This window comes from bacterium, assembly GCA_019637795.1.
In the GTDB taxonomy this organism is placed as follows: Bacteria; Desulfobacterota; Binatia; order HRBIN30; family CADEER01; genus JAHBUY01.
Genome location: JAHBUY010000002.1, coordinates 293,402 through 316,642, shown reverse-complemented (window position 1 = coordinate 316,642; position 23,241 = coordinate 293,402). Strand labels below are relative to the sequence as shown.

General features: G+C 73.5%; 14 protein-coding genes and 2 pseudogenes. 8 read left to right on the top strand and 8 right to left on the bottom strand.

Features of this window, described 5'->3' with window-relative positions; all coding sequences use genetic code 11:
- Nucleotides 1–8 precede the first annotated feature (8 nt).
- The 3 genes from KF840_06685 to KF840_06675 are packed head-to-tail and all read right to left on the bottom strand — an operon-like array spanning nucleotide 9 to nucleotide 1,251.
- Nucleotides 9–203 (bottom strand): hypothetical protein, encoded by a 195-nt coding sequence (locus KF840_06685; GenBank protein ID MBX3024578.1) that lies wholly within the window; start codon nucleotides 201–203, stop codon nucleotides 9–11.
- A gap of 12 nt (nucleotides 204–215) precedes the next feature.
- On the bottom strand, nucleotides 216–863 hold the full coding sequence (locus tag KF840_06680) for a hypothetical protein (protein ID MBX3024577.1): 648 nt from the start codon (nucleotides 861–863) through the stop codon (nucleotides 216–218).
- A gap of 28 nt (nucleotides 864–891) precedes the next feature.
- Entirely contained in the window at nucleotides 892–1,251 is a 360-nt protein-coding gene (locus KF840_06675) for a hypothetical protein (protein MBX3024576.1), read from the bottom strand.
- Nucleotides 1,252–1,474: 223 nt separating this feature from the next.
- Here KF840_06675 and KF840_06670 point away from each other — a divergent pair, with 223 nt between their 5' ends.
- Together KF840_06670 and KF840_06665 are read left to right on the top strand one after the other, a co-directional pair.
- A complete protein-coding gene (locus KF840_06670; GenBank protein ID MBX3024575.1) occupies nucleotides 1,475–1,753 on the top strand; it encodes a hypothetical protein in 279 nt (92 codons plus the stop codon).
- The gene (locus KF840_06665) at nucleotides 1,750–2,316 is read left to right on the top strand and encodes a hypothetical protein (protein ID MBX3024574.1); all 567 of its coding nucleotides are present in this window, start codon (nucleotides 1,750–1,752) and stop codon (nucleotides 2,314–2,316) included. The genes KF840_06670 and KF840_06665 overlap by 4 nt, the downstream gene beginning before the upstream one ends.
- Before the next feature lie 493 nt (nucleotides 2,317–2,809).
- Here KF840_06665 and KF840_06660 read toward each other — a convergent pair whose 3' ends face one another.
- From KF840_06660 to KF840_06645, 4 genes are all read right to left on the bottom strand, one after another.
- A complete protein-coding gene (locus tag KF840_06660; protein ID MBX3024573.1) occupies nucleotides 2,810–4,654 on the bottom strand; it encodes a hypothetical protein in 1,845 nt (614 codons plus the stop codon).
- 209 nt (nucleotides 4,655–4,863) lie between these two features.
- Nucleotides 4,864–7,842 carry a radical SAM protein gene (locus KF840_06655; GenBank protein MBX3024572.1) on the bottom strand — a complete coding sequence of 993 codons (2,979 nt, stop codon included), beginning with the start codon at nucleotides 7,840–7,842 and terminating at the stop codon, nucleotides 4,864–4,866.
- A gap of 54 nt (nucleotides 7,843–7,896) precedes the next feature.
- A complete protein-coding gene (locus tag KF840_06650) occupies nucleotides 7,897–9,894 on the bottom strand; it encodes a radical SAM protein (protein MBX3024571.1) in 1,998 nt (665 codons plus the stop codon).
- Nucleotides 9,895–10,013: 119 nt separating this feature from the next.
- Entirely contained in the window at nucleotides 10,014–11,870 is a 1,857-nt protein-coding gene (locus KF840_06645; GenBank protein MBX3024570.1) for a hypothetical protein, read from the bottom strand.
- Nucleotides 11,871–11,929: 59 nt separating this feature from the next.
- Between KF840_06645 and KF840_06640 the strand changes: the two genes are divergently transcribed.
- The 6 genes and pseudogenes from KF840_06640 to KF840_06615 all read left to right on the top strand — a co-directional run bounded on the left by KF840_06640 (nucleotide 11,930) and on the right by KF840_06615 (nucleotide 22,127).
- Nucleotides 11,930–13,774 carry a DUF483 domain-containing protein gene (locus KF840_06640; GenBank protein ID MBX3024569.1) on the top strand — a complete coding sequence of 615 codons (1,845 nt, stop codon included), beginning with the start codon at nucleotides 11,930–11,932 and terminating at the stop codon, nucleotides 13,772–13,774.
- A gap of 361 nt (nucleotides 13,775–14,135) precedes the next feature.
- Nucleotides 14,136–14,219: pseudogene (locus KF840_06635) on the top strand (type I restriction-modification system subunit M N-terminal domain-containing protein).
- Nucleotides 14,220–14,261: 42 nt separating this feature from the next.
- Entirely contained in the window at nucleotides 14,262–15,473 is a 1,212-nt protein-coding gene (locus KF840_06630; GenBank protein ID MBX3024568.1) for an ATP-binding protein, read from the top strand.
- Between the two features lie 53 nt (nucleotides 15,474–15,526).
- Nucleotides 15,527–15,797 (top strand): annotated as a pseudogene (locus KF840_06625) (hypothetical protein).
- Nucleotides 15,798–15,888: 91 nt separating this feature from the next.
- Entirely contained in the window at nucleotides 15,889–18,921 is a 3,033-nt protein-coding gene (locus tag KF840_06620; protein ID MBX3024567.1) for a hypothetical protein, read from the top strand.
- 5 nt (nucleotides 18,922–18,926) lie between these two features.
- Nucleotides 18,927–22,127, top strand: a complete 3,201-nt coding sequence (locus KF840_06615) for an AAA family ATPase (protein ID MBX3024566.1) — start codon at nucleotides 18,927–18,929, stop codon at nucleotides 22,125–22,127.
- A gap of 54 nt (nucleotides 22,128–22,181) precedes the next feature.
- On the opposite strand, the gene KF840_06610 is transcribed toward KF840_06615, so the two are convergent.
- A complete protein-coding gene (locus KF840_06610; GenBank protein ID MBX3024565.1) occupies nucleotides 22,182–23,240 on the bottom strand; it encodes a saccharopine dehydrogenase NADP-binding domain-containing protein in 1,059 nt (352 codons plus the stop codon).
- Between the last annotated feature and the right edge of the window lies 1 nt (nucleotide 23,241).

Genomic DNA, 23,241 nt, shown 5'->3' with positions numbered 1-23,241 from the left:
GTGCGGCGTCAGGCCGGCGTCTGGTTGTCGGGCGCGATCTGGAACACCAGGATGAGCTGCGGTCCGACGGTGAAGGTGGCCACCAGGCGGCGCCCCTGGTTGCCGGTCGCCATCTGATCGCAGAGCGTCTCGATGCGGTCCTTGAGATCAGTCGGCGGATCGAGGGGGATGCGACGCGTCAGCGTCCGGACGGTGACTGCCATGTGGGCGTCTCCTCAAGTGCAGCTCACGTCGGCGATCGCGGCGAGGATCGCATCGACGTCGCTGGCGGTGGCTGGTGGGATGCCGTCGCGGAAGTCGTCGTAGGTAGTCCACTTTCCCGTGGCGATGATCGCCGCATCGACCACCGCCGCGTTCGCCGCCTTGCAGTCGTGCTTGCGGCCGATCTCCAGTTGCTTCCGAACGACGTCGCTCTCGACCACGGGAATGGTGAGCGCGCTCTGCAGGGCGGCGGCGGTCGTGGAATTGATGCCGCCGTCGGCGTCGCGCGCGAACATGAAGGCGGCCCCTGGCTGCGTCACCGCGGTCCGGCCGATCGCCAGGCGCTGGTAGATGCCGCTGCTCGGCCCGGTATCGAAGATGCCGCCGTAGCGCAGCTCCATCAGCACCTCGCCGTGGTCCTTGGCGCTGTGCTCCGTATCTCCTGGGCCCTTCTCGCCGGTGCGGTTGGTGGGCACGATCGCCCACTCGGTGCGCTGGTAGCCGAGCTTGGCATAGGGCGCCTGGGTCTGTGGGTTCTCCGAGATCTCGACGCCGATGTTGGTGCCGGTGGCGGCGACGATCGCGTGCCGTCCGGCGCAGCCGGTGGCAGCGAGCAGCCAAAGCCAACAGGCAACGAGAAGGGGAAGCGGCGTGGCGCGCATGGTGGACCTCCAGTTGGTCGGCGATGAGTCAGGGAGCCGGCGTCGCGGGCGGCGCGAGCGCGGCCTTGTCGACGGTGATGGTGAGCGGCCCGAAGGGACGATCGGCGGCTTCGATGCGAACGTCCTCAGCCCCCTCGCTGACGCTGGTCACGGTGCTGGAGGCGTAGCCGACGCCGAGCTTCAAGCCGGGACGGTCGCTGACCGCGACGCCGAGCGACTGCGCCCGCGTGACGACGGCAGCGGTGTGCTCGGGGTCACTGACCGCCACCACCCCGATGGCGACGATGAGATGGTAGGTCGTGGTCGACGAAGTGCGCACCGGGATGGCGCATCCGCCGCACGCGATCACGAGCAGCAGCCTCATCGACCATGCCGACACCTCCCGCACGCCGACCGTCTCTAGTCGTCGCGCGATGGCGCGCGATAGTTCGGACTTTCCCCATCAGGGTTAACCCCCGTCCGTGCCTCGACCATCGATCATCGCGGTCGCCGGCGGTGCGCGGCCGATGCGGCGGGTCCGAGGCGCTGCGGTTCGTTCGTTGGGCCAGGCGCGCGCCCCGGCGAGCGCGCCGTCCGGTGCGCCCGGGAAGCCGCCGTGCTAACGGTCCCGCATGGACGACGTGCGGAGGCGCACTCGGGCGTGGGTGGAGCGCCTGGACCGCGCGCGCGCGACGTTGCGCGACGAGGTCGAGCCGGACGTCGCCCCGGTGCGCCACCTGACGCTGGCCGAGCGCGGCGAGTGGGTTGCCCGCGCCTGCGCCAGTGCGCGCGCGATCCTGGCGGCGCGGCCGGATCGCGCCGCGATCGTGGCGCGGCGCGATCCGCCGGCGCCGGACTTCGAGGCCAAGTGGAGCGCGCTCATGGCACGCTGGCGTCAGTCGCGGTCATGAGCGTCGAGACGCCGGCCGAATTGGCCGTCTCGCTGGGCAGCGCTCTCGCCAGGGTCGGAATTCCGTACGCCGTCGGCGGCGCGGTGGCATACGGATTCTGGGGCGCGCCGCGTGGCACACAGGACCTCGACCTGAACCTGTTCCTCCCAGCCGAGGGGATCGGTCCGGCGCTCGACGCGCTGCAGGCTGCCGGGGTCGAGCTCGATCGCGCCCAAGCCGAGCGATCGGCGCGCGAGCGCGGGGACGTGCGCGCCCGCTATGGCGACATGCCGGTCGATCTCTTCGTCGTCTCGATTCCGCTGCACGAGTCGGCGGCCCGGCGCACGGTCGAGGTCTCGCTCCTCGGTCAGCCCATCCGGATCCTGTCGGCGGAGGATCTGACGCTCTTCAAGCTGCTCTTCTTTCGCGGCAAGGACCTGGTGGACATCGAGCGCATCCTGGCCGTGCAGGGGGAGCAGCTCGACCGCGCCTACGTTCGCCGTTGGCTGATCGACTGCGTCGGCGCGGATGATGCGCGCGTCAGACGCTGGGACGAGCTCTGCGCGGCGCTGCCGCCCGCCTGAGCGAGCGCCGGCGATTCCGACGGAGGCGCCCGATCGACCGTTGCCGGTCTCGTCGTGTCGGGCGCGGTCCAACCAACGCCGGCTGGTGGGGTGCGGCGCGCTTCTGGTAGCGTCGCGGCGATGAATGCCGCGCCACTTCTGCGCCGCATCGCCACGGCGCTGTCCGACTGCCGACTCGAGGCGGTGTTGATCGGCAACGCGGCGGCCGCCCTGCACGGCGCGCCGGTGACGACCCTCGACTTCGACTTCCTCTTCCGCACCAACCCGACCAACATCCGCAAGCTGAAGGCGTTCGCCGACCGCCTGCGCGCCACCATCCTGCGTCCGTACTACCCCGCCTCGTCGCTCTTCCGCGTCGTCGACGACGACGGCGGGGTGCAGGTCGACTTCATGACCACCATCCACGGCGTGCGCTCGTTCGCGTCCCTGCGCGCCCGCGCGCAGCGCCTCGAGCTGGACGGCGCGGTGTTGCTGGTCGCCAGCCTCGACGACGTCATTCGCAGCAAACGCGCCGCCGATCGGCCTCGCGATCGGGCGGTCCTACCCATCCTGGAGGCCACCCGTGCGGAAGCCCGGACGCCGCCGCCGGCGCGGCGGTCGCGGAAGCCGCGAGCGTAAGCTCGCCGCGCTCGAGCGGGAGAGCGCGGCGGCGCTGCGCGATCAGATCCGCCGCCTGCTGCGTCTGCCGATGGCCGAGCGCACGCACTTCCTGCGCGTCCGGCTGCCGGGCGGCGGTTCGGCGCTGTGAGAGCGGCCCGGGCGTCGCGGCCCCCGGGCCACTCGCGCCGTCCGCCTTGCGGCGCCAGAGCGACGGCGCCAGCGTCGGATCCGGAGCGTAGTGCTCGCGGATGAAGCGAGCGACCGGATCATCGGCGCGCGCCACGTTCGGCGTCACGACGACGTAGGGGAGGCGTCTGGCGGTCAGCACCGCGACGATTTCATCCAACTGATCGGGCGAGGTGTAGCCGGGCGCGATGAAGGCGAAGCGCACGGGGTTGTGGGCGCCGAGCAGCAGATGCAGGTAGTTGGCGAGCGGGTAGACGTAGAGCGCCCGCGCGGGGTCGGCGTCGAGGCGTTCGCTGATCTCCGCCCATGCCCGTGGGCTGGGTCGGTCGAGATCGATCCTCCCGAACGCGCTCTGGTAGGGGATCGTGTAGCGGGCGCGCAGGGCGATCAGGTTGTCGGACAGCTCGGCGCCGCCGGCCAGCAACACGGCGACGGTCACCAGGGCGGCGGCGGCGCGCCCCGCCGCGGTCGGGAGCCGTCGCAGGCCGTGCTCGATCGCATCGGACCAGGCGACCAGGAACAGCGGCGCGATGAGCGCGAGATGGATGCTGTCGGGATAGTAGAGGATCGAGAGCATGGCGGCGCCACAGAGCGCCGTCAGCACGGCGAGAACGCGCCGCCGCTCGCCGTCCCGCTGGCGCCGCGACCGCGCCAGCAGGGGCAGCGCGGTGAGGATCAGCGTCGCCGGCAGGTACCGCAGGTACGGTGAAACGGGCGATCGGCTGCCGCCAGCGATGTCCAGTCCCCACGCGCACCCGATCGATTGCCGGTAGTTGACCAGCGGCACGACGACGAGGGCATTCCACACCGGCTGGAAGCCGGCCGTGGCGATCAGCGCGGCGAGCAGCGGGCCGACGATCAGCGTCACGCCCGCGGCGAAGACGACGAGCGCTCGCCGCGCGGCCGCGCCGGCCGGCCCGCGCCGGTCGCGCGGCGCGAGCAGCGGTTCGGCGATCAAGACGGCCGCGACCCCGACTCCCATGCTCAATCCGCGCTGCTGGTGCACGGCGATCAGCAGACCGACGCAGAGACCGAGGACGAGGGCGCGCGATGCCGCCGCCCCCGGGCGCAGGCAGAGCGCCAGCAGGAGCACGCACAGGAACGTCGCCAGCCAGTGATAGCTGGCGATCGGGAACATCGGCTGGCAGACGACGAGAGAGGCGAAGCCGCACGTCCAGGCCAGCGAGCGCCGCACGCCGAGCCCCCGGCAGACGAGGAACAGCAGCAGCGCCGTGGCGCCGTGGAGCAGCGCGGCTGCCAGGCGCGCGGTCGCCAGACTCGCCCCGAAGAGGTGGAAGAGCCCGGCCATCATCAGGACGAAGCCCGGCGTCGCGGGCTCGAACACGTCGCGGTACATCACCTCGCCGTGCAACACCCGCATGGCGGAGAGGAGACCGTGGGCCTCGTCCGGCGTGCCCAGGTTCAGGGGGTGCGCGGCGAGATAGAGAACCGTCCCGGCGAAGAGCAGGAGACCCAGCGCGGCGTCCGCCCGCCGGCCGCGCGGGCGGCGCGGACGAGCCGGCGATGTCTCCTGACTGGCAGTATCGGACATTGCCGGCGTGCGCGCCCCCGACCGGTCGGCGCGAGGTCTAGCGCGCGGCGCGCGACGCTCGCAAGCGCGCGCATCGGGCGCACGATGTCCCGGACCGACAGTCCCAAGGTCCGCCTCCGCCAGGTCGATGGAGCGGGCGGAGGCGGGGGGAGCGCCGAGGCCTCGTCAGCACACCAGATCGCCCGCGCGGTCGGAGATCGATCTCGGGATCAGGCGAGCGGCTGCTGGAGGGCGCGCGAGGCGACGTGCTTGGGCGCCGTCGCGCGTTCGAACGGCGCCCCGGCCGCGGCCAGGGCGGCGACGATGCGGCCGGCGGTGCGCATCGCGTCGAGGGCTTCGGTGAGCGTCGCGGCGGGCGCGGCGGCGCCGAGCACCACGTCGCGGAAGTTGGTCAGCATGCGTTCGACGTCGTTGCCCTGGCGCTCGACCGGGTGGGCGCCGGCGGCGTCGGTGAGCGTCACCTCGCGCCCCTGCCGGCGCCACACCAGCTCGCCGTCGGCGGCGCGGCGCGCCAGCGTGTCCTCCTCCACCGCGGCGGTGAAGTCGAGCACCAGCTCGGCGACGGCGCCGCCGTAGCGCAGCTCGAGGCGCAGGTACTCGGGCCGGCCCTCGCCGCGGTACGACGCCTGCGCGACGTCGCCGATGCCGCCGCCGCAGGCGCGTCCGATGACCGACGCCAGGTGGTAGGCGGTCTCGTAGAGGAACGAGCGGTTCCATGTGCGCATCGTGTCCGGGCTCCCCGGGGTGCGGCGGACGACGTACGAGAGCGTGCCCGCGGTCAGCGGCCGGGCGAGCAGGCGGTCGAGGCCGGGGGCGTGGACGGCGTTGTGCGCCATCACGACGACCGATCCGGCGGCCGCCGCCGCGGCCTGCAGCGCCGCCGCCTGCTCCTCGCTCGGCGCCGGCGGCTTCTCGAGCAGCACCGGGACGCCGCGGGCGATGGCGAGCCGCGCCAGCGGCTCGTGCGCCGGCGTCGCGGCGGCGATGATCACCGCGTCCGGCCGGATGTCGTCGAACACCGCCGCCGGGTCGGCGTACGCCGGGCAACCGCCGAAGTCGCTGAGGTCGGCCTGCAGCGCGTGCGGCGAGGCGACGGCGTCGATCGACAGCCCCGGCACGGTGCGCGCGGCGCGCGCCAGGCGCCGCGCCTGCCGGCCGCTGCCGAACATGGCGACGCGCAGCGGCCGGGTGCGCTGCGGCACGAAGGCCGGCAGGCGGTCGGCGAGCGGCGGCGTGCCGATCTCCGGCGGGCCGGTTTCGAGGGCGCGCTCGCGCACCACCTCCGGCACCTCGTCGAAGCTGCGCGGCACGCCCCACGGCTCGGGCATCGAGCCGGCGTTGAGCGACACCCGCTCCTCCTCGGTCAACGGCGGGCCGGGCACCGGCCGCAGCTCGTCGAACCCGTACTGCGCCACGTACGGCCGCCACAGACCCGTGCAGTAGCGGCCGAAGCGGCACGCGTCGCACATCGGCCCGCGCTGCTTCTGCGGCGCGTCCTCCGCGATCGCCGAGTTGGGGAGCACGTAGCCGTCGGACCAGGCGCGGAACTCGTCGAGGAAACAGAACGGGATGCCCTGCCGCGAGCCGATGCTGAACGGCTGCCCGATCTCGATGGCGCGGTACAGGGCGCGCTTCAGGTAGGGCATCACCAGCGACAGCCGCGGCATGACCTCGATGTTGTCGAGCGCCTTGAACTGCGGCGTGACGAAGGCGAACGAGATCTTCACCCGGCCGCCGAGCTCGGCGCGGACGAAGTCGACGTACTCGCGCAGGTAGGGATAGTTGCGCGCCGTGATGACGTGATTGAGCGCCGTCTGCCGGCCGGCGGCCACCAGGTGCTTGATGCCCTGCACGGTGCGCGCGAAGTCGCCGACCTTCTGCGTCGACTGCAGCGACAGCGCTTCGTCGTGGGCGTGCAGCGACACGAAGGCGTGCGTCAGCCCGGCGGCCACCAGCTCGTCGACCTTCTCCTTGCGCGCCAGCAGCACGGCGTTGGTGACCAGCTCGATCTCCTTGATGCCGAGCCGCGAGGCGCAGCGGACGTAGGTCACGAGATGCCGGGACAGGGTCGGCTCGCCGCCGGAGAACGACAGGCGCAGCACCCGCCGCCGCGCCGCGCGGGCGATGGCGCGCAGCATCTCGTCGTGCTGCGTCCAGACGTTGGCCGAGGTCTCGTTGGCGCTGCAGAAGGTGCAGTCCTGGTTGCAGTTCACCGTCGGCCGCAGCACCAGGAGATTGGCCTTCGAGGCGGCGGCGCGCTGCTCGTCGGTCCACACGCGGCGGCGGGTGGTGCGCTGCTCGTACATCAGCGCCGGCTTGCGCGGGAACGGCGCCAGCCCCTGCTCGCCCTGGGCGGCGCGGTAGGCCGACATCAGCCCGGGGCACTGCGCCTTCACCGCGCACGACTGGCACACCGCGCCGAGGGTCGAGCCGCCGCGGGTCGACGAGCGCGCCCGCGGGTTGAGCGAGTAGGCGTCGTAGAGATCGGGGAAATCGCGCAGCGCGCACAGCGGCACGCCGGAGTCGGCGGCCAGTCGGGCGCGGATGCCGAGCTCGCGGCAGCGCTGCAGGGCGGCGGCGAGCGCCGGGCCCGCCTTGTTCCACGACGGCGGCGCCAGCACCGGCGGCAGCCGTCGCGACGGCACGTAGAAGCGGACGGCGCGCAGCGCCGGCACGACGCGGCGCGCCAGGTCGACCGTGGCCGCCAGGTTCTGCAGGCGCAGGGGCAGGATCGGCACCTCGATCTCGACCGCCAGGCCGATGCGGGCGAGATGCCCCATGCCGGTGAGCGTGTCGCGCAGCGCGCCGTGGCGGCCGGCGATGCGATCGTGGACGCCGGGCATCTGCGACGAGATCGGCACCAGGACCGCGTCGGCGCCGAGGCGGGCGAAGGTCGCGGCGGCGGCGGGCGTCGCGCACCAGGCCGCGTTGGTGCGCAGCACGATGTCGGCATAGCCCTCGGCGCGGGCGCGGCGGACGACGGCGGCGACGGTGGGGCTGCGCTCGGTGGCGCCGCGGATCAGCAGGCGGGCGCCGCCGTCGCGCAGCGCCCGCTCCACGTCGTCGCGCGACGACGGCGGCGCGGTGCAGTCGCAGACCGCGCAGCGCAGGTCGCAGGCGCCGCCGCAGTGCAGCAGCGACGAGCGGTGCGATCGCCGGGCGGACGCCCCGGCGGCCGGCGCGCTCATGCGGGGCGCCGCCGATCGCTCCGGCGCGCCCGCGGGGCGCCGGCCGGCGCCCCGCTACTTGAGGATCGGCAGCGGGCCATGCGACGGCGCGGCGGTCGGCGCCGGCGCCACGGCGCCGGCCAGGCTGAGCGAAGCCGCCTCGGCGGAGTAGTCGACCCGCGCCCCGGCCGGCGCGACCGGCAACTGATCGAGGTCGACGCGGAAGGGGCGGATCTCGTCCTCGCCGTAGTGCTCGACGTACGAGCGACGCGGACCGAGACAGAAGGCGTCGAAGCTGCACTCCTTGCACTTCTCCGACTTGTAGAACTGGTCGGAGGAGTCGCTGCTGCGGAACACCTTGTCGAGCACGCCGCGGTAGTAGCGGAGCTCGCCGTCGAGCATGCAGGGCGGATAGCCGCCCTGGCCGATCATGCCGCCGAAGCCGACGTCGTGCTCGAGGCAGTAGTCGAGCGCGTCGGCGACGTACGGCTTGATCTCGCTGAAGGTCGGGATCACCCACTGGAAGACCAGGTCGCTGATGCCCTGGGCGATCGCCAGGCAGATGCTGAGGTGGCCGCTCTCGGCCGGGAACTCGCGCCGCAGGTAGCGCACCGTGTCCGGCAGCTCGCGGTAGTTCGCCTTGGTGAGCACGTGGGCGATCTGCGTCAGCACCCCGAGCTGGCGGAAGTTGTGGATCGCCTGGATGGTGCGGCCGAAGGCGTGCGGCAGCCGGGTGATGGCGTCGGAGTGCTCCGGGTCGACGCTGTGGAGCGAGAACGTGACCTTGTTGAGGCCCGCCTCCACCAGCTCCCTGGCGTAGTCGAAGTCGGCGCACTTGACGCCGTTCGACTGCATCTCGATGACGTCGAACACGCCCTGGTCGCGCGCGAAGCGGATCAGCTCCGGCAGCCGCTTGTGCAGGGTCGGCTCGCCGCCGGAGATGACCAGGTGGCGGGTGCCGCCGCGCGCCATCTCGGCGATCTCCTGCTCGAGCTGGTCGACGTCGAAGTCCGGCGCCGTGCGGTCGACGAAGCAGAAGGCGCACGACATGTTGCAGTGGCCGTTGATGCGGATCAGGCCGCGCGGATTGACCGGCGAGTCGTTCGTGAACGGCGAGATGTTCCGATACTCGAACTCCTCGAGCCGATTGATGCGCCGCAGCTTCCAGCCCATCGAGCGCTCGAGCGGCACGGCGTGGAACTCGGCGGTGCCGAAGTGCTCCAGGTACGGCATCTCGACGCCGTCGCAACTGTGGCTCAGCGAGCACTCGGCGCAGGCCTCGATGCGCGCCAGCTCGGCCTCGCGCCGCGGCCGCGGCGCGTGGCGGAAGAACTGCGAGCGGTCGTAGAAGACGGTGGCGAAGGGCTCCAGCGCCTCGCCGCTGGCGCAGGGCAGGATGCCGCGCTTGGTGGAGAAGCCGTACTCGATCTTCTTCGCGTGGCAGCGCTGGAAGATGCGCGCCGCCACCTCGGCCTGCGCCGAGTACGAGAGGAGCTGATCGCGCTGCGCCGCCGGCACGCGCGCGATCTCGGGCAGCGCCAGCAGGAAGCCCTGCAGGCCGCCGACGCCGATCGCCCATTCGAGCAGCGGCGCGACGTCGTCGCGGTTGGCGCGGAGGAGCGGCACGACGATGTAGACCCGCGGCCCGCCGGCGCGCGCCTGGGTGAGGGCGCGGGTCAGTCCCTCGAGCGCCGCCGGCAGGGTGTCGCGCTCGCGCAGCACCGCCTCGTGCGCCGGCGCGTGCAGGCCGCCCATGACGACGAACAGCTCGCGGAATCCGAGCCGCGCCAGCAGCGTCGAGACGCCGCGCCGCTGCAACGGCGCCGCGTCGGTCTCCAGCGCCAGGCCGTTCAGGCCGAGGGCGCGGCATTCGTTGACCATCTCGACGAAGCGCGGGTGGCGCAGCGGCGAGCCGCCGGCGATGGTCACCCGCTGGACGCGCGCGGCGTCGACGCGGCGGGCGTCGGCCAGCACGTCGTCGAGCGGCGCCGCCGGGTGCGCGTGGGATCCCGGCGCGGTGAGGAACCGGTACTCCAGGGAGTCCGGGAAGGCGGTCAGTTTGACCTCTTTCACGCGCGCACTCTACAACCGCCCTTCGCGTTTTATCAACCAACGAAAAATACTGCGCCGTAGCGCAGTTGCACGGTTCGGCACGCGTGCCGACCGGGCCCGGTCCGGGGCGCCCGCCGCGCTCAGCGATCGTTGGCGCTGATCGCCTGGCAGAGGGTGGTCAACGCCTGGCGCTGCGCGGCGGTGAAGTCGCTGCCGGTGGCGCGGATGTCGTAGTGGCGCGAGCGCTGGAAGCGGGCGCCCGGGCCGTGCGGCACGATCTCGACCAGCAGCGGCGACTCGACCGCGTGCTCGAGCGCCACCTGGACCCGCCCGGGCTGGGCGCGCAGCGGCCCGAAGCGCCAGCCGCCGGCGAACACCTCGTCGACCGCCAGCGGCCGCACCAGGCGGGCGAAGCGCTGGCGCAGCGCGTCGCTCGCCGGCGCCAGCGACGGCCGCTCGTTCTGGCGCGGCTGCTGGTAGCGGCTCCAGACGGCGTCGGCGGTCAGCGACGGCCAGGCGTCGCCGGCGGCGGCGAAGGCGTCGAGCAGCACCGCGAACAGGCTCACCATGTCGCGGCTGCCGTTGCGCTCGGCGAGCTCGGTGGCGAGGCGGGCGAAGTGGGCGACGTCGGCGTGCGCGTGGCGCCACGGATGCGACGGGTAGTAGCCGTAGCGGCGCGAGGCGTTGTCGCGTTCGGAGGCGAAGTCGGCGACCAGCAGGCCGTCGCGCTCGGCCAGGTAGTAGAGCGCCGTGTCCGGATAGAGGCGGGCCCGCGACAGCAGGAGGCTGCCGCGCAGGCGGTCGAAGCGGGTGCGCCTGATCGCCGCCAGGTTGGTGGCCAGGTCGGCCATCGTCGTCCACGGCGAGAAGAGGATGAAGCCGAAGGCCGCGTGCGTCAGGTCGAGCGCCTCGCCGTAGGTCTCCTGCCAGCGCCACAGCGTCTCGAGGAACTGGATGTTGACGTCGGCGGTGATGCCCTTGTTGAAGCGGTCGAGCTCCGGCTGCGAGAAGTTCTCGATCCCGACCAGGAACGGCGCCAGGCGGACGCCGATCCGCTGCGCGATCGCCAGGGCGCGATCGAAGCGCCCGGCGTTGCGCAGGAACCACTCGGCGCGGGTCTCGAGCAGGACGGTGAAGCCCGACACGCCCTCGGCGGCGCAGCGCTCGATCACCTCGGTGAGGTAGGCGAACGGGTTCTGGTCCTTGAGCACCAGGCGGGTGATCTCCGGCGCCTGCCGGCGGATGTAGGCAATCTGCTCGAACACCGACGCCGCGGTTTCGGCGTTGGGGCGGTGCTCGTAGGAGTTGCCGGTGGTGCAGAAGGCGCAGCCTCGCCCGAAGCGCTCGGGGATCGCGACCCCGGCGTAGAGCGGGTTGTCGCGGGCGTCGAGCTGGAACGGGCAGCCGACGTTGCCGACCACCGAGAAGGTGCGCTGCGCCGGCAGGCGCTCGGGATTGATGACCCGCGGCCGCAGGTTCGGCGCGTAGCGCAGCGGCAGCGGCTCGCTGGCGACGCCGTCGGCGGGCGCGCGCCAGTCGCCGCCGTCGCTGCCGCGGAACAGCACCTGGGCGGGCGCGCTGGGGCGCTCGCCGCGCAGCCACTGCACCAGCGGCACCAGCAGATGGCGCGGTTCGCCGTTGCAGAAGATGTCGGCCGGCGCCGACTGCAGCAGCTCGTGCTCGCCGCGCAGGCCGATGAAGGTCCTGCCCGGCAGGCGGCGGCGCAGGCGCTCGACCAGGCGGGGGCTCCAGACGCGCTCGTAGACGATCGGGTCGTAGGCCGCGAGCGCGTCGACGAGGCGCGGCTCGAGCTCGCGGTCCTCGGCCTCCATCTCGGGGGTGATCGCGACGACGATCAGGTCGTTGTCGATCGCGTGCTCGCGCAGCGTGCCCGACAGCAGCGCCAGCTCGCGGTCGTCGAGAAAGGAGCGATCGCTGTGGCTGTGGAAGCTGAGGATGGCGACGGGGCGGTCGGGCGCGCACCGCTGATTCGACATGCAAAGTGCCGTATACTGGATGGAATTCGCGATGCCCAGACAAATTCGCCGCCGCCGGTATGGCAGACCCGGTCGATTCCGCTGACGCCGCCGCGCCGCGCCCGGTGCTGCTGGTCGGCGCCGGCGCCCGCGCCCGCGCGTGGCTCGAGCCGCTGCGCCGCTCGCGCCGTCTGCGGGTGGTCGCCACCGTGGCGCGCGGCGAGCCGCTGGCGCCGGATCTGCCCCGCCACGCGACGCTCGACGACGCGCTGGCCGCGCACCCCGAGGCGGCCGCGGCGGTCGCGCTGCCGCCGCGCGCCGGGCTGGAAGCGGCGCTCCGCCTCGCCGCCCTCGGCCGCGCTGCCGTGGTGCAGGCTCCCCTGCACGAGGCGCTGTGCGACCTGGGCCCGGTGCCGGCCGCCGCCGGCGTGCGCGTGGCCCATGGCTGGGTGACGCTGCCGGGCCTGCGCGCCGTGTCGGCGCTGCTGGCGCGCGCCGCCGGCGGCCGGCTGACGGTCGAGACCGCCGGGCTGCCGGAGGCGGCGGACGGCGATCTCGGCGAGTGCCTCGTCCACGCCCTCGCCCTGGTGAACGCCCTGCGCCCCGGCGCCGCGCTGCGCCACGCCCATTTCGCCGGCGCCGGTCTCGCGCTCGAGCTGACGGCCGGCGGCGGCGCGTGGACGATCGCCCTGCGGGTCGCGCCCCGCGGCGAGCGCGGCGCGGTGCGCGTCGAGGCCGGCGACGCGCCGGTGCTGTGGACCTGGGAGCGCGAGCGCGAGCAGGTGCGGCTCGGCGAGCGCCATCTGGTCGCGCCGCGCGCCGTGCCCGCGGGACCGCTGCGCGCCCTGGCGCAACTGATCCCCGGCGCCGCGCCCGGCGACGGCCTGGCCGAGGCCGCCGCGGCGCTGCGCCTGGCGCGCGACGGCCTGGCGGCGCTGCGCTGCCGGCACCTGCCGGCGGCGCGGCCGCTGCGCCAGTCGGCGTCGATCGCCGCCCGCCGGCCGGCGGACCTGCTGGCCCGCCTCGGTCTGCGCGGCGTGCTGCCGGCCGGCGATGGTCCGGTTCCCCAACCGCTCGCCCTCGCCGCGCCGCGCGAGCCGTTCGAGCTGTGGGCCTTCCGCGCCGGTCTCAAGCCGGTGACCTTCCTCACCGTGCCGCCGGCGGCGGAGGCGGCGACGCTGGCGTGGTTCGGCGACGTGCACAGCGAGCGCCGCGAACGGCGCGTCCAGGTCGAGGCGCAGGATCGCTGGCGCGACCAGCGCGACGCCGGCGAGCCGATGGTCGAGCTCTACCTGTCGCGCGATCCGCGGCTCGCCCGCCGCGCCGCCCACCTGCAGGCGGAGGGCGATCCGAGCGCCGGGCTGCGCGAGCTGGGCGAGCTGGTCGGCTATCCCCCGTGCTGCGTCGAGGCGTTCGCCCACCAGGACGATCGCGCCAACAACAGCGCCAACCGCTACCACAGCTTCGCCCGCACCGCGGTGGCCGACGACGTCGCGGCGACGCCCTGGCCGTGGGAGCTGAACAACCTGCACACCATGATCGTGCCGTTCTACCCCTGCTCCTACCGCTGCGCGGCGGCCCTGACCTGGGCGCGCCGCTCGCTCGCCGAGCTCGCCAGCGCGCACCCGGATTTCGTCGCCGAGTTGCGGACGGCGCTGGCGCGGCCCGTTCTCTACTTCGACCACGACCACCAGGTCGTGCTCGCCGGCCGCGTCGTCGCCGGCGGGGCGGTCGACTACCACTCCGTCCTCCTGCCGTCGCCTGCCGCGCCGGCGATGGCCGCGCTCGCCGGCGCCCTGGCGCGTGGCGACCGGCTGACGTTCGACGACGCCCAGCTCCTGGTCACCCGCGGCCCGACCACCATCCTGCGCCTCGAACGCACCGACCCCGGCCTCGGCTTCATCGCCCCGTTCGGGCTTCCTTGAACCGCCGCGACGAGATCCACGCGACGACCCGGGCGAAGCGCCGCGGCAACACCCCGCTCGCGCCTCCGGTGTCGCCTGCGCGGTCTTCCGCGCGCCGGAGATGCGGACGGGCGGCTGGTGGTCGACGCGCGCGGATCGCGAAGCGCGCCTGGCCTCGACGCCTCGACAACGGTAGTCAGCCTCGAAGTGACGAAGGCATTTCACCACGGAGGCACGGAGACACGGAGCAACCTGGACAAGAGGGGTGGGGGCGAGATCCCCAACGCCATCAGCAATGACCATTCGCACCCACCCGCCATTCCGACGCTGCACCCTCCGTGTCTCCGTGCCTCCGTGGTGAAGGTGTTGTGTCGTATCGAGGATGGCCGACGCGCTACGCGGCTCGATGGACGCCGCCGAGTACAAGGACGTCGTCCTCGGCCTCGTCTTCCTCAAGTACGTCGCGTCCTTGCGCGACTCAGGTCACTGAGTAAAAATACTCAGTGTCGTGAGCACCTCCGGTTCTCCCTACCGCCGGCCCCAGGCGGCGGAGCTGGCCCGTCGGCTCGCCGGGCCGCGGCGCCACATCCAGGTCGTGGCCGGGCCGCGGCAGGTGGGCAAGTCCACGCTGGTCCAGCAGGTCGCCGAGGACCTCGCCGCCGAGGTGCGTTACGCCAGCGCCGACGAGCCGACGCTGCGCGGGGCGGAGTGGATCGCGCAGCAATGGGAGGCGGCGCGCCTCACCGCCGGCGGGGCCGGCAAGACCGGTGCGGTGCTCGTGCTCGACGAGATCCAGAAAATCCCCGGCTGGTCCGAGACGGTGAAGCGCCTGTGGGACGAGGACACGCGCCGGCGCGTGCCGCTCAAGGCGGTGCTCCTGGGATCGGCGCCGCTGCTGATCGCGCGCGGCATGAGCGAGAGCCTGGCGGGCCGCTTCGAGCTGCTGCACCTGCCGCACTGGTCGTTTGCCGAGATGCGCGCGGCGTTCGGCTTCGGGCTGGATGAGTTCCTGTACTTCGGCGGCTATCCGGGCGCGGCGCCGCTGATCGGCGAGCCGGAGCGCTGGCGTCGCTACATCGCCGACAGCCTGATCGAAACCTCGGTCTCGCGCGACGTGCTGCTCCTCACGCGCGTGGACAAGCCGGCGCTGCTGCGGCGGCTGTTCGATCTCGCCTGCCGCTATTCGGGACAGATCCTGTCGTACACGAAGATGCTGGGGCAGCTCCACGACGCCGGCAATACGACGACGCTCGCGCACTATCTCGATCTGCTCGCGGGCGCGGGACTGGTCGTCGGCCTGCAGAAAGTCGCCGGCGATGCCGCCCGCAGCCGCGGCTCGAGTCCCAAACTCCAGGTGCTGAACACGGCGCTGCTCAGCGCCGCGAGCGGGCTCTCCTTCGACGAGGCCCGCGGCGATCGCGAGTTCCGGGGGCGGCTCGCCGAGTCGGCCGTCGGCGCGCATCTCGCCAACGCCGCCGCGGCCGGCGACTGCGCGCTCTACTACTGGCGCGAGCGCAACCGCGAAGTGGACTTCGTCGTGAAGTCGGGGCGCCGGCTCGCCGCCATCGAGGTCAGGAGCGGCCGCGCGCGCGAAATTCCGGCCGGCATGGCCGCCTTCACCGACGCGTTCGGACCGAAGCGCACGCTGCTGGTCGGCGGCGATGGCATCGCGCTCGAGGAGTTCCTCGCGCGTCCCGTGGCGCACTGGATCGCGTCATGAGCGCCTTCACTGAATCCGTTGTCGAAGACGCCGCGCTCGAGTATGTAGCGCCGTTCGTGAACGGCCTGCCGCTGGCGGCGCTGGAGCTCAAGAACGCGGCCGACGAGAGCGCGACGATCTGGAGCGCCTTCCAGCAGCTCCAGACCTACCAGGCCGAGATCCCCTCGCTTCTTCGCGACGAACGGCGTGCTGGTCGTCTCCGACGGCGTCGAGGCGCGCGTCGGCGCGCTCGGCACAGGCTGCGAGTGGTTCAAGCCCTGGCGCACGATCGCGGGCGAGCGGCTCGCCGACAGCCACGTCCCCGAGCTGCCGGTAATCATCGAGGGGGGCAAACCGCTCCGCGTGGAGCTCGGCGCTGCCGCGCCGCGCGCGCATGGATCATCCGCGCGAGCGACGGCAGGGAGGATCGCGATCGATGAGCCCGGCGCACAAGCCGCGCTACGTCGACCCTTCCGGCGACCCTGGTGACGGGGCGCTGCCGACCGCGCCGCCGTTCATCTTCCGCGGCGTCACCAGTCGCGTCTTTCCGCTCAGGGCGAACATGTCGCGCCTGTCGGCGTTCTGCGATCAGTACCTCAACATGGACATCCCGCCGACGATCGCCCGCTTCCGGCCGTCGCTGCCGTACGTCTACCTGATGGTGCTGAACTACGGCTCGATGTCGCCGGCGTCGGTGCGGGCGCAGAACCTCGGCTGGGTGTCGCAGCACGAGATGACCTTCACCGTGCCATTGGAGTGGTGGCGCGAGGAGGGCGGCCGGCTGGTGTTCAAGAACTGGGCGTGCGTGTCGCCGTTCATCTTCGTCGACGACCAGCTCTCGCTGACCACCGGCCGCGAGGTCTACGGCTGGCCCAAGGTGCTGGCCGAGGTCGACGCCGACATCCCGCTGTGGACCCAGGATCCCCTGGCTGGCGAGCGCGTGTTCACCGTCAGCACGCCGCTCTTCCCCAGGCTGTACGCCGGCCAGCGCGAAGTGCCGCGGGTGCTGGTGCAGATCGATCGCGCCCCGCCGCCGACGTACTCCGTGTTTCCGCCGGATCCGAGCAACCCGTGGACACCGCTCGCCAGCCTCGGCGACGCGCTGCGCGGCTGGCTGAGCCTGACCGGCGAGGCGATCGACATCATGCTGGCGCCGGGCATCCGCGGCTACCACGCGACGCGCAGCCCGGAGTCGCTGCGCGCGATGTGCGGCAAGGCGCTCGGCACCCTCGCCGCGCTGCTGCCCGATCCGTCGTGGTGGTCGCCCCGCGGGGCGCCGGCGGCGACCGGTGCCTCGGCGCGGGCGACGATCGAGAACATCACCCTCAAGCAGTTCCGCGCCGTCGAGGACCCGAACGCCGCCTGCTATCAGGCCCTGGTGTCCTCGAGCATGGGCTTCGAGCGCTTGAACCAGGGCGGGCTGATGGGCGACGTGCACCTGCTGCGCGGCGATCCCTCGGGCGGCTTCACCGTGCGCATCCATCGCTACGCCGCGCAGCCGATCATCGAGTCGCTCGGCCTCGAGGTGGCCAGCGAATCCGACGACGGGGGCGGGGCGCCCATCGCGGTGCTGAAGCCCACGCTGCCGTTCTGGAACGACGTCGACCTCTTCTACGACCGCGGGCGGGTGATCTGCTCGCGCAGCGCCGCCGGCGGCATGGCGGCCGACAGCCGATGGCGCGACGAGCAGCCGGCGCCGGCGGCCGAGCCCGCGGCGACGCCCGCGCTCGACCCGGCGAGCCCCAAGGCTACGGTGCCGTACAACAGCGTGCTCGGCGCCGCGACCCAGCCGGTGTGCGGTCCGTTCGCCTTCCCCGACGTCACCCTCCAGGTGTACCCGCTCCTCGCCGACCCCGCGCACCTGGCGCGCCTCGTCGATCGCACCATGAACGCCCCGTTGGCGGGATCCGGGCTGCGCTTCCAGACCTGCGGGTCGTACGTCTACCTGCTGGTGAGCACGTGCGCCGATCAGCTCGGCTCCATGTGGTCGGCGACCAACAACATCGGCTGGTGGGGCGAGCGCGAGCTGAGCTTCGCGGTGCCGGTGAAGGTGTACCAGGGCGACGAGCTGGTGAGCCTCGCCCTGCTGACGCCCTTCGTATACGCGAACAGCGGCCGCGCCGTGATCTCGGACCGCGAGGTCAACGGACGGGCCGCGGTGGCCGCGGCGATCGACCAGCCAGCGGACGCCTGGCTCACGCGCTCGGGCCCGGTGGCCGAGCGCAGCATGCTGCGCCTGGCGACGGAGATGTTCCCCGCCCTCGACCTGCGGCAGCGCGCCGAATCGCGCACGCTGCTGGAGATCGATGAGCGACCGCTGCTGCCGTACAACTCGGATGTCGGGTGGAACGCCGTCGCCCAGGGCTGGGGCGAGCGCATGGCGGAGGAGCTGGCGCGCAAGACCGCCGCCGCCGCCGCGCAGGCGCCGGACATCGACCGCGCCAAGGCGCTGGCGCTGGAGCCGCTGGCCCTCGGGCGGCCGTTCGACTGGATCGGCCTCAAGCAGTATCGCGACGCGGAACACGTCGGCCACGCCTGCTACCAGGCGCTGGTCCGCACCCGGCGCGCGATCACCCACATCTACGACGCCCGCGAGATCGAGAACGGGGTCCACGTCCGCGTCCACAAGTCGGTGAGCCACCCGATCGTCGAGCGGCTCGGCCTGGCGGTGAAGAGCGTCGATTCGATGCCCGGCGTCGTCGTCGAGAACCTGCAGCCGTGGCGGCCGTTCTGGATGCGGCTCGGGGTCGAGGAGCAGCTCGGCGAGCTGCTGGCGTGGCGCGACGCCGACGGGGCGTGGACGGCGCGCGACGACGTCGACTGGTGGCTGTCGGAGCCGGCCCCGACCGCGACGGCGGCCGGGACGGTCGTCCGGCCGCGCGCCGAGCTGCTCGTCGCCGCCGACGCGACCGTCGAGCCGCAGAACCTGGCGGCGCAGGCGCGGGCGCGCCTGCGCGCCGCGCTCGCCCGCGAGCTGGATGGACTGCGCCGCGCGCTGCCGGAGGCGGCGGAACAGCGTCGACTGCGGCAGGCGCTGCCGGCGGCGCAGCAGGAGGCGTTCGCCCGCTGGCTGCAGGCGGAGCCGCTGGACGCCTTCTGTCAGGGGACGTCCACCGACGAGCTGCTGGCGCTGACCCGCGCGCTCCTGCAGATCGGGCTGCAGCCCGCTGCGTCGTGCCTGGAACGGCTCACAGTGGCCGAGGCGCGAGAGGCGATCGCGCGCCTCGACGAGCTGCAGCTCGTCGTCGAGAGCATCCTCAGCGACGAGTGGGAGAACTGGGGCGCCCCGCGCTGGTGGAGCGGGAAGCCGCCGAAGCCGGCGCAGTCGCTGCCGGTCGGATCGGTCTACGGGACCAGCGCCGCGCTGGCGGAGCTGCGCGACCAGTTCGCGCGCGGCCACGGCCTCGCCACCTTCGAGGATGCCTGGTGGTACGTGGCGCCGCCCCCGCGGACGAAGGCGAACGCCTGACGAACATGCCCGAGCAACCGGCCACCGCCGCCGCGTGCCGCGCGTGCGGCTCCACCAACCCGAGCGGTGCCCGCTTCTGCAACGGCTGCGGCACGCCGCTGGCGCGCGATGCGCGCGCGGCGGCCGGCGCCGGCGAGCGCCGGCAGCTCACCGTGCTCTTCTGCGACCTCGTCGGCTCGACGAACCTCGGCGCCCGCCTCGATCTCGAGGATTACTTCGAGCTCGTCCGCACGTACCACGACCGCGCCGATGCGCTGATCGCGCGCTACGGCGGCAGCGTCGCCCAGCACCAGGGCGACGGCATCGTCGCCTACTTCGGCTGGCCGGCGGCGCACGGCGACGACGCGGAGCGCGCGGTGCGCGCCGGGCTGGCGGTCGCCGAGGAGGTGGGCGCCATCGTCGCCGGCGACGGGACGCGCCTGGCGGCGCGGGTGGGGATCCACACCGGACTGGTCGTGGTCAGCAGCGTCGGCGGCGGGCTCAACGTGGAGACCATCGCGCTCGGCGATACCACCAACGTCGCCGGCCGCGTACAGACGCTGGGCGAAGCGGGCAGCGTCCTGGTGACGGCGGCGACCCATCGCCTGGTGTCGGGGCTCTTCCACGTCGAGGATCGCGGCGCGCCGCCGCTCAAGGGCATCGCCGAGCCGACCCGGATCTATCGCGTGGTACGGGCGAGCGGCGCGCTCAACCGCCTCGCCGCGGCGGCGGCGCGCGGCCTCACGCCGTTCGTCGGACGGGCGTCCGAGCGGGCGCTGCTGCGTTCGCGCTGGGAGCGGGTGCAGCGGGGCGAAGGGCAGGTGGTGCTCATCTCCGGCGAGGCCGGCATCGGCAAGTCCAGGCTGGTCGAGCAGTTGAAGGACGACCTGCGCGCCGTGCCGCACACCCGCATCGAGTGCGGCGGCTCGCCGTATCACGTCAGCAGCGCCTTCTACCCGGTGACCGCGATGCTGCAGCAGGGCTTCGCCGGGCGCGGCGAGTCGAGCCCGGCCGAGAAGATCGAGGCGATCGAGCAGGCCGTGGCGCAGGTCGGCCTCCCGCCCGCCACCGCCGTCTCCCTGGTGGCGCCGCTGCTCGACCTGCCGGTGCCCGACCGCTATCCGCCGCCGACGCTCTCGCCGGAGCAGCAACGCCGCGAGCTGATCGCGAGCCTGGTCGCCTGGATTCGCGCCACCGCGCGGCTGCAGCCGACGGTGGTCGTGGTCGAGGACCTGCACTGGGTCGATCCGTCGACCCTCGAGCTGCTGGCGCTGCTCGCCGAGCAGGGCGCCGACGTGCCGCTGCTGCTGCTCTTCACCACGCGGCCGATCTTCCGTCCGCCGTGGCCGTCGCGCCCGCATCACGCGCAGATGAACCTCAGCCAGCTCACGCGCGACGAGGTGGTCGCGATGATCACCCACCTCGCCGCCGAGCTGCGGCCGTCGGGCCCGGTGATCGAGACGCTGGTCTCGCGCACCGGCGGCGTGCCGCTGTTCGTCGAGGAGTTGGTGCGGATGGTGGTGGAGTCGCCGGCGAGCCAGCCGCGCGTGCCCGGCACGCTGCAGGACTCGCTGATGGCGCGCCTCGACCGACTCGGCACGGGCAAGCAGGTCGCGCGCGTCGCCTCGGTCATCGGGCGGCAGTTCTCGTATCAGCTCCTGCGCGCGATCTGGCCGCACGCGGAGTCGGAGCTGCCCGCCGCCCTCGCCGCGCTGGTCGACGCGGAGCTGATCTACGCCGACGGCGCGCTGCCCGACACGACGTATCTGTTCAAGCACGTGCTCATCCAGGAAGCGGCCTACGATTCGCTGCTCAAGGAGCCGCGCGCGGCGCTGCACCGCGCGGTCGCCGAATGCCTGGCGGGGCCGTTCCACTCGACCAGCGAGGCGCAGCCGGAAGTGGTCGCCGGACACTACACGGGCGCGGGGATGATCCCCGAGGCGGTGCGCTGGTGGCAGACGGCGGGGGAGCGGGCGAGCCAGCGCGCCGCGCACGCGGAGGCGATCAACCACTACGGCACCGCGCTGGCGCTGTTGCAGGGCCTGCCGGCGGATCCGTCGCGCGACGGCGCCGAGCTCACCCTGCGCGTCCTGCTCGGGCTCAGCCTGGCGTCGGCGCGCGGCTACGCCTCGCCCGAGGTGGAACAGAACTACCGCGCCGCCCACGATCTGTGCCGGCGGCTGGGCGAGACGGCGGAGCTGTTTCCCGTGGTGCGCGGGCTCTGCACCTTCTACATCGTCCGCGACAACCACGTGGTCGCCAACGAGCTCGCGGAGCAGTGTCTGCGCATCGGCGAGGAGACGCGGGCGCCCGAGTACCTCATCGAGGGGCACAACGCGCTCGGCTACACGAAGTTCTACCTCGGCGAGCTGGGGCCGGCGCGCGCGCTGCTGGAGACCGGGGTGGCGCTGTACCGCTCGCACCGCGGAGCGCCGCTCGCGGCGCTGACTCCGCAGGATCCGGCCGTCGCGTGTCTGTCGCTGCTGGCGGCAGCGCTGTGGATGCTCGGCTATCCCGAGCAGGGGCAGCGGCGCATCGAGGAAGCCCTGGCGCTGGCGCGGTCGCTCGCGTCGCCTTTCAGCCTGGCCTATTGCTGCACCTACGCCGCCACCGCCTCGGAGCTGTGGCGCGACTTCGCCCGCTCGGCCGCATACAGCCGCGAGGCGATCGCGATCTCGACCGAGCACGGATTCGACGTGCTGCGCTGCGCCGGCACGCTGCACCTGGGCGTCGCCGAGGGCCAGCTCGGCGAGGCCGAGGCGGGCATCGCGCGGCTGACCGAGGCGCTCGCCGAGTGGCGCGCCAGCGGCACCGAGTTCATGCGCTCGTACTTTCTCGCCGGCCTGGCGGAGGCGCAGCGCGCCGCCGGCCATCTCGACGCCGCCGCGGCGAGCGTCGCCGAGGCGCTCGCGCATGCCGCGAGCGGGCCGGACCGCTTCTACGAGGCCGAGCTGCATCGCCTGCGCGGCGAGCTCGCCCTGGCCGCCGACGCCGGCGCGCACGACGCGGCCGGCGCCGATTTCGAGCGCGCGATCGCGATCGCCGGGCGACAGCAGGCGCGGTCGCTGGCGCTGCGCGCGACCGTCAGCCTGGCCGAGCTGCTGCGCGCGCGCGACCGCCGCGCCGAGGCCGGGGACCTGCTGCGCCGCGCCTACGCCGGCTTCGGCGAGGGATTCGACACGCCCGATCTGCGCGCGGCGCGCGCCCTGCTCGCGGATCTGGCGTGAGCTGCGACCCGCGCGCGTCGCGCGGGCTGGCCACCGACGACGCGGGGCCCCGGGTCACGCGCGCGCGAGGTCCTCGCGCCGCGTGCCGTCGATGGCGAGGGCGAAGTCGGCGCCGTAGACGCGCGCCGGCGTCTGGAAGCCGGGCTGCAGCTCGCCGCGCAACACGCGGCCGGCGATCGCCAGCGCCGCCGCGGCGGTGAAGCGGTAGGCCTCGGGCGTGCGCAGGCGCGCGCCGACCACGTGCCCGCGCGCATCCTCGGCCTCGACGACCACCGCGCGCGCGGCGCCGTCGCCCGGCGCGGGCGCCGGGCCCTCCGGGAGGAGCTCGGCCTGGGTGTGCAGGGCGACCTGCGCCAGCGGGTGGCGCACCAGCCACGCCATCCGCGCCGCGAGCTGAAAGGCGGCGCGCTCGACGGCGCTCACCTCGACGCAGGCGTCGATGGTGCCGACGCCGGTGGTGCGGAAGGCGGTGATCAGCTCCGGCATGCTCATCGCGGTGCTGCGGCGCGGCCCATCGCCGTAGTCGAACGCGTGCTCGACGGCGCCGAGCGCGACCCGCGTCAACACGCCGTCGCGCCGCACCGTGACCGCATCGGCGACGAGCGTCAGCATGGTCTTCAGCGATCCGCGCGACAGCCGCAGCGAGCGCGAGGTGCCGATGCGCAGGCGACGCGCCCCGGGCAGCCGCGCCGCGACGTGCGCCGCGAGGCAGTCCGCCGCGACCACCAGGAAGCCGACGCCCGGCATGAGCATGACCTCGCGCCGCCGCGCCGTCTCGTCGCGCTGCTCGAGCGCGGCGAAGACCGCGAGCTCGCCGGCGACGTCGAGGTAGTGCGCGCCGGCCTCGAGGCAGGCGTCGTGCCACGGCGGCGCCGTGGCGAAGGGGCCGGCGGCATTGAGCAGCACCCGCACGTCGCGCAGCGCGTCGCGCTGCTGGCGGCCGTCGTCGGCGGCGACCACCCGGTAGGGGAGCCGTAGCGGCTCGGCCACCGCCCGCAGGCGCGCCGCGTCGCGGCCGGCGAGGATGGGTCGCAGACCGTGCGCCGCCGCCGCGCGCGCCAGCAGCCGGCCCGTGTAGCCGGTGGCGCCGTGGATCATCAGCTCGCGGCGCATG

Coding starts and splice junctions, on each gene's coding strand:
- KF840_06670 (MBX3024575.1), top strand. CDS start 1,475: ATGGACGACGTGCGGAGGCGCACTCGGGCGTGGGTGGAGCGCCTGGAC.
- KF840_06615 (MBX3024566.1), top strand. CDS start 18,927: ATGCCCGAGCAACCGGCCACCGCCGCCGCGTGCCGCGCGTGCGGCTCC.
- KF840_06680 (MBX3024577.1), bottom strand. CDS start 863: ATGCGCGCCACGCCGCTTCCCCTTCTCGTTGCCTGTTGGCTTTGGCTG.
- KF840_06665 (MBX3024574.1), top strand. CDS start 1,750: ATGAGCGTCGAGACGCCGGCCGAATTGGCCGTCTCGCTGGGCAGCGCT.
- KF840_06620 (MBX3024567.1), top strand. CDS start 15,889: ATGAGCCCGGCGCACAAGCCGCGCTACGTCGACCCTTCCGGCGACCCT.
- KF840_06655 (MBX3024572.1), bottom strand. CDS start 7,842: ATGAGCGCGCCGGCCGCCGGGGCGTCCGCCCGGCGATCGCACCGCTCG.
- KF840_06610 (MBX3024565.1), bottom strand. CDS start 23,240: ATGCGCCGCGAGCTGATGATCCACGGCGCCACCGGCTACACGGGCCGG.
- KF840_06640 (MBX3024569.1), top strand. CDS start 11,930: ATGGCAGACCCGGTCGATTCCGCTGACGCCGCCGCGCCGCGCCCGGTG.
- KF840_06685 (MBX3024578.1), bottom strand. CDS start 203: ATGGCAGTCACCGTCCGGACGCTGACGCGTCGCATCCCCCTCGATCCG.
- KF840_06645 (MBX3024570.1), bottom strand. CDS start 11,870: ATGTCGAATCAGCGGTGCGCGCCCGACCGCCCCGTCGCCATCCTCAGC.
- KF840_06660 (MBX3024573.1), bottom strand. CDS start 4,654: ATGTCCGATACTGCCAGTCAGGAGACATCGCCGGCTCGTCCGCGCCGC.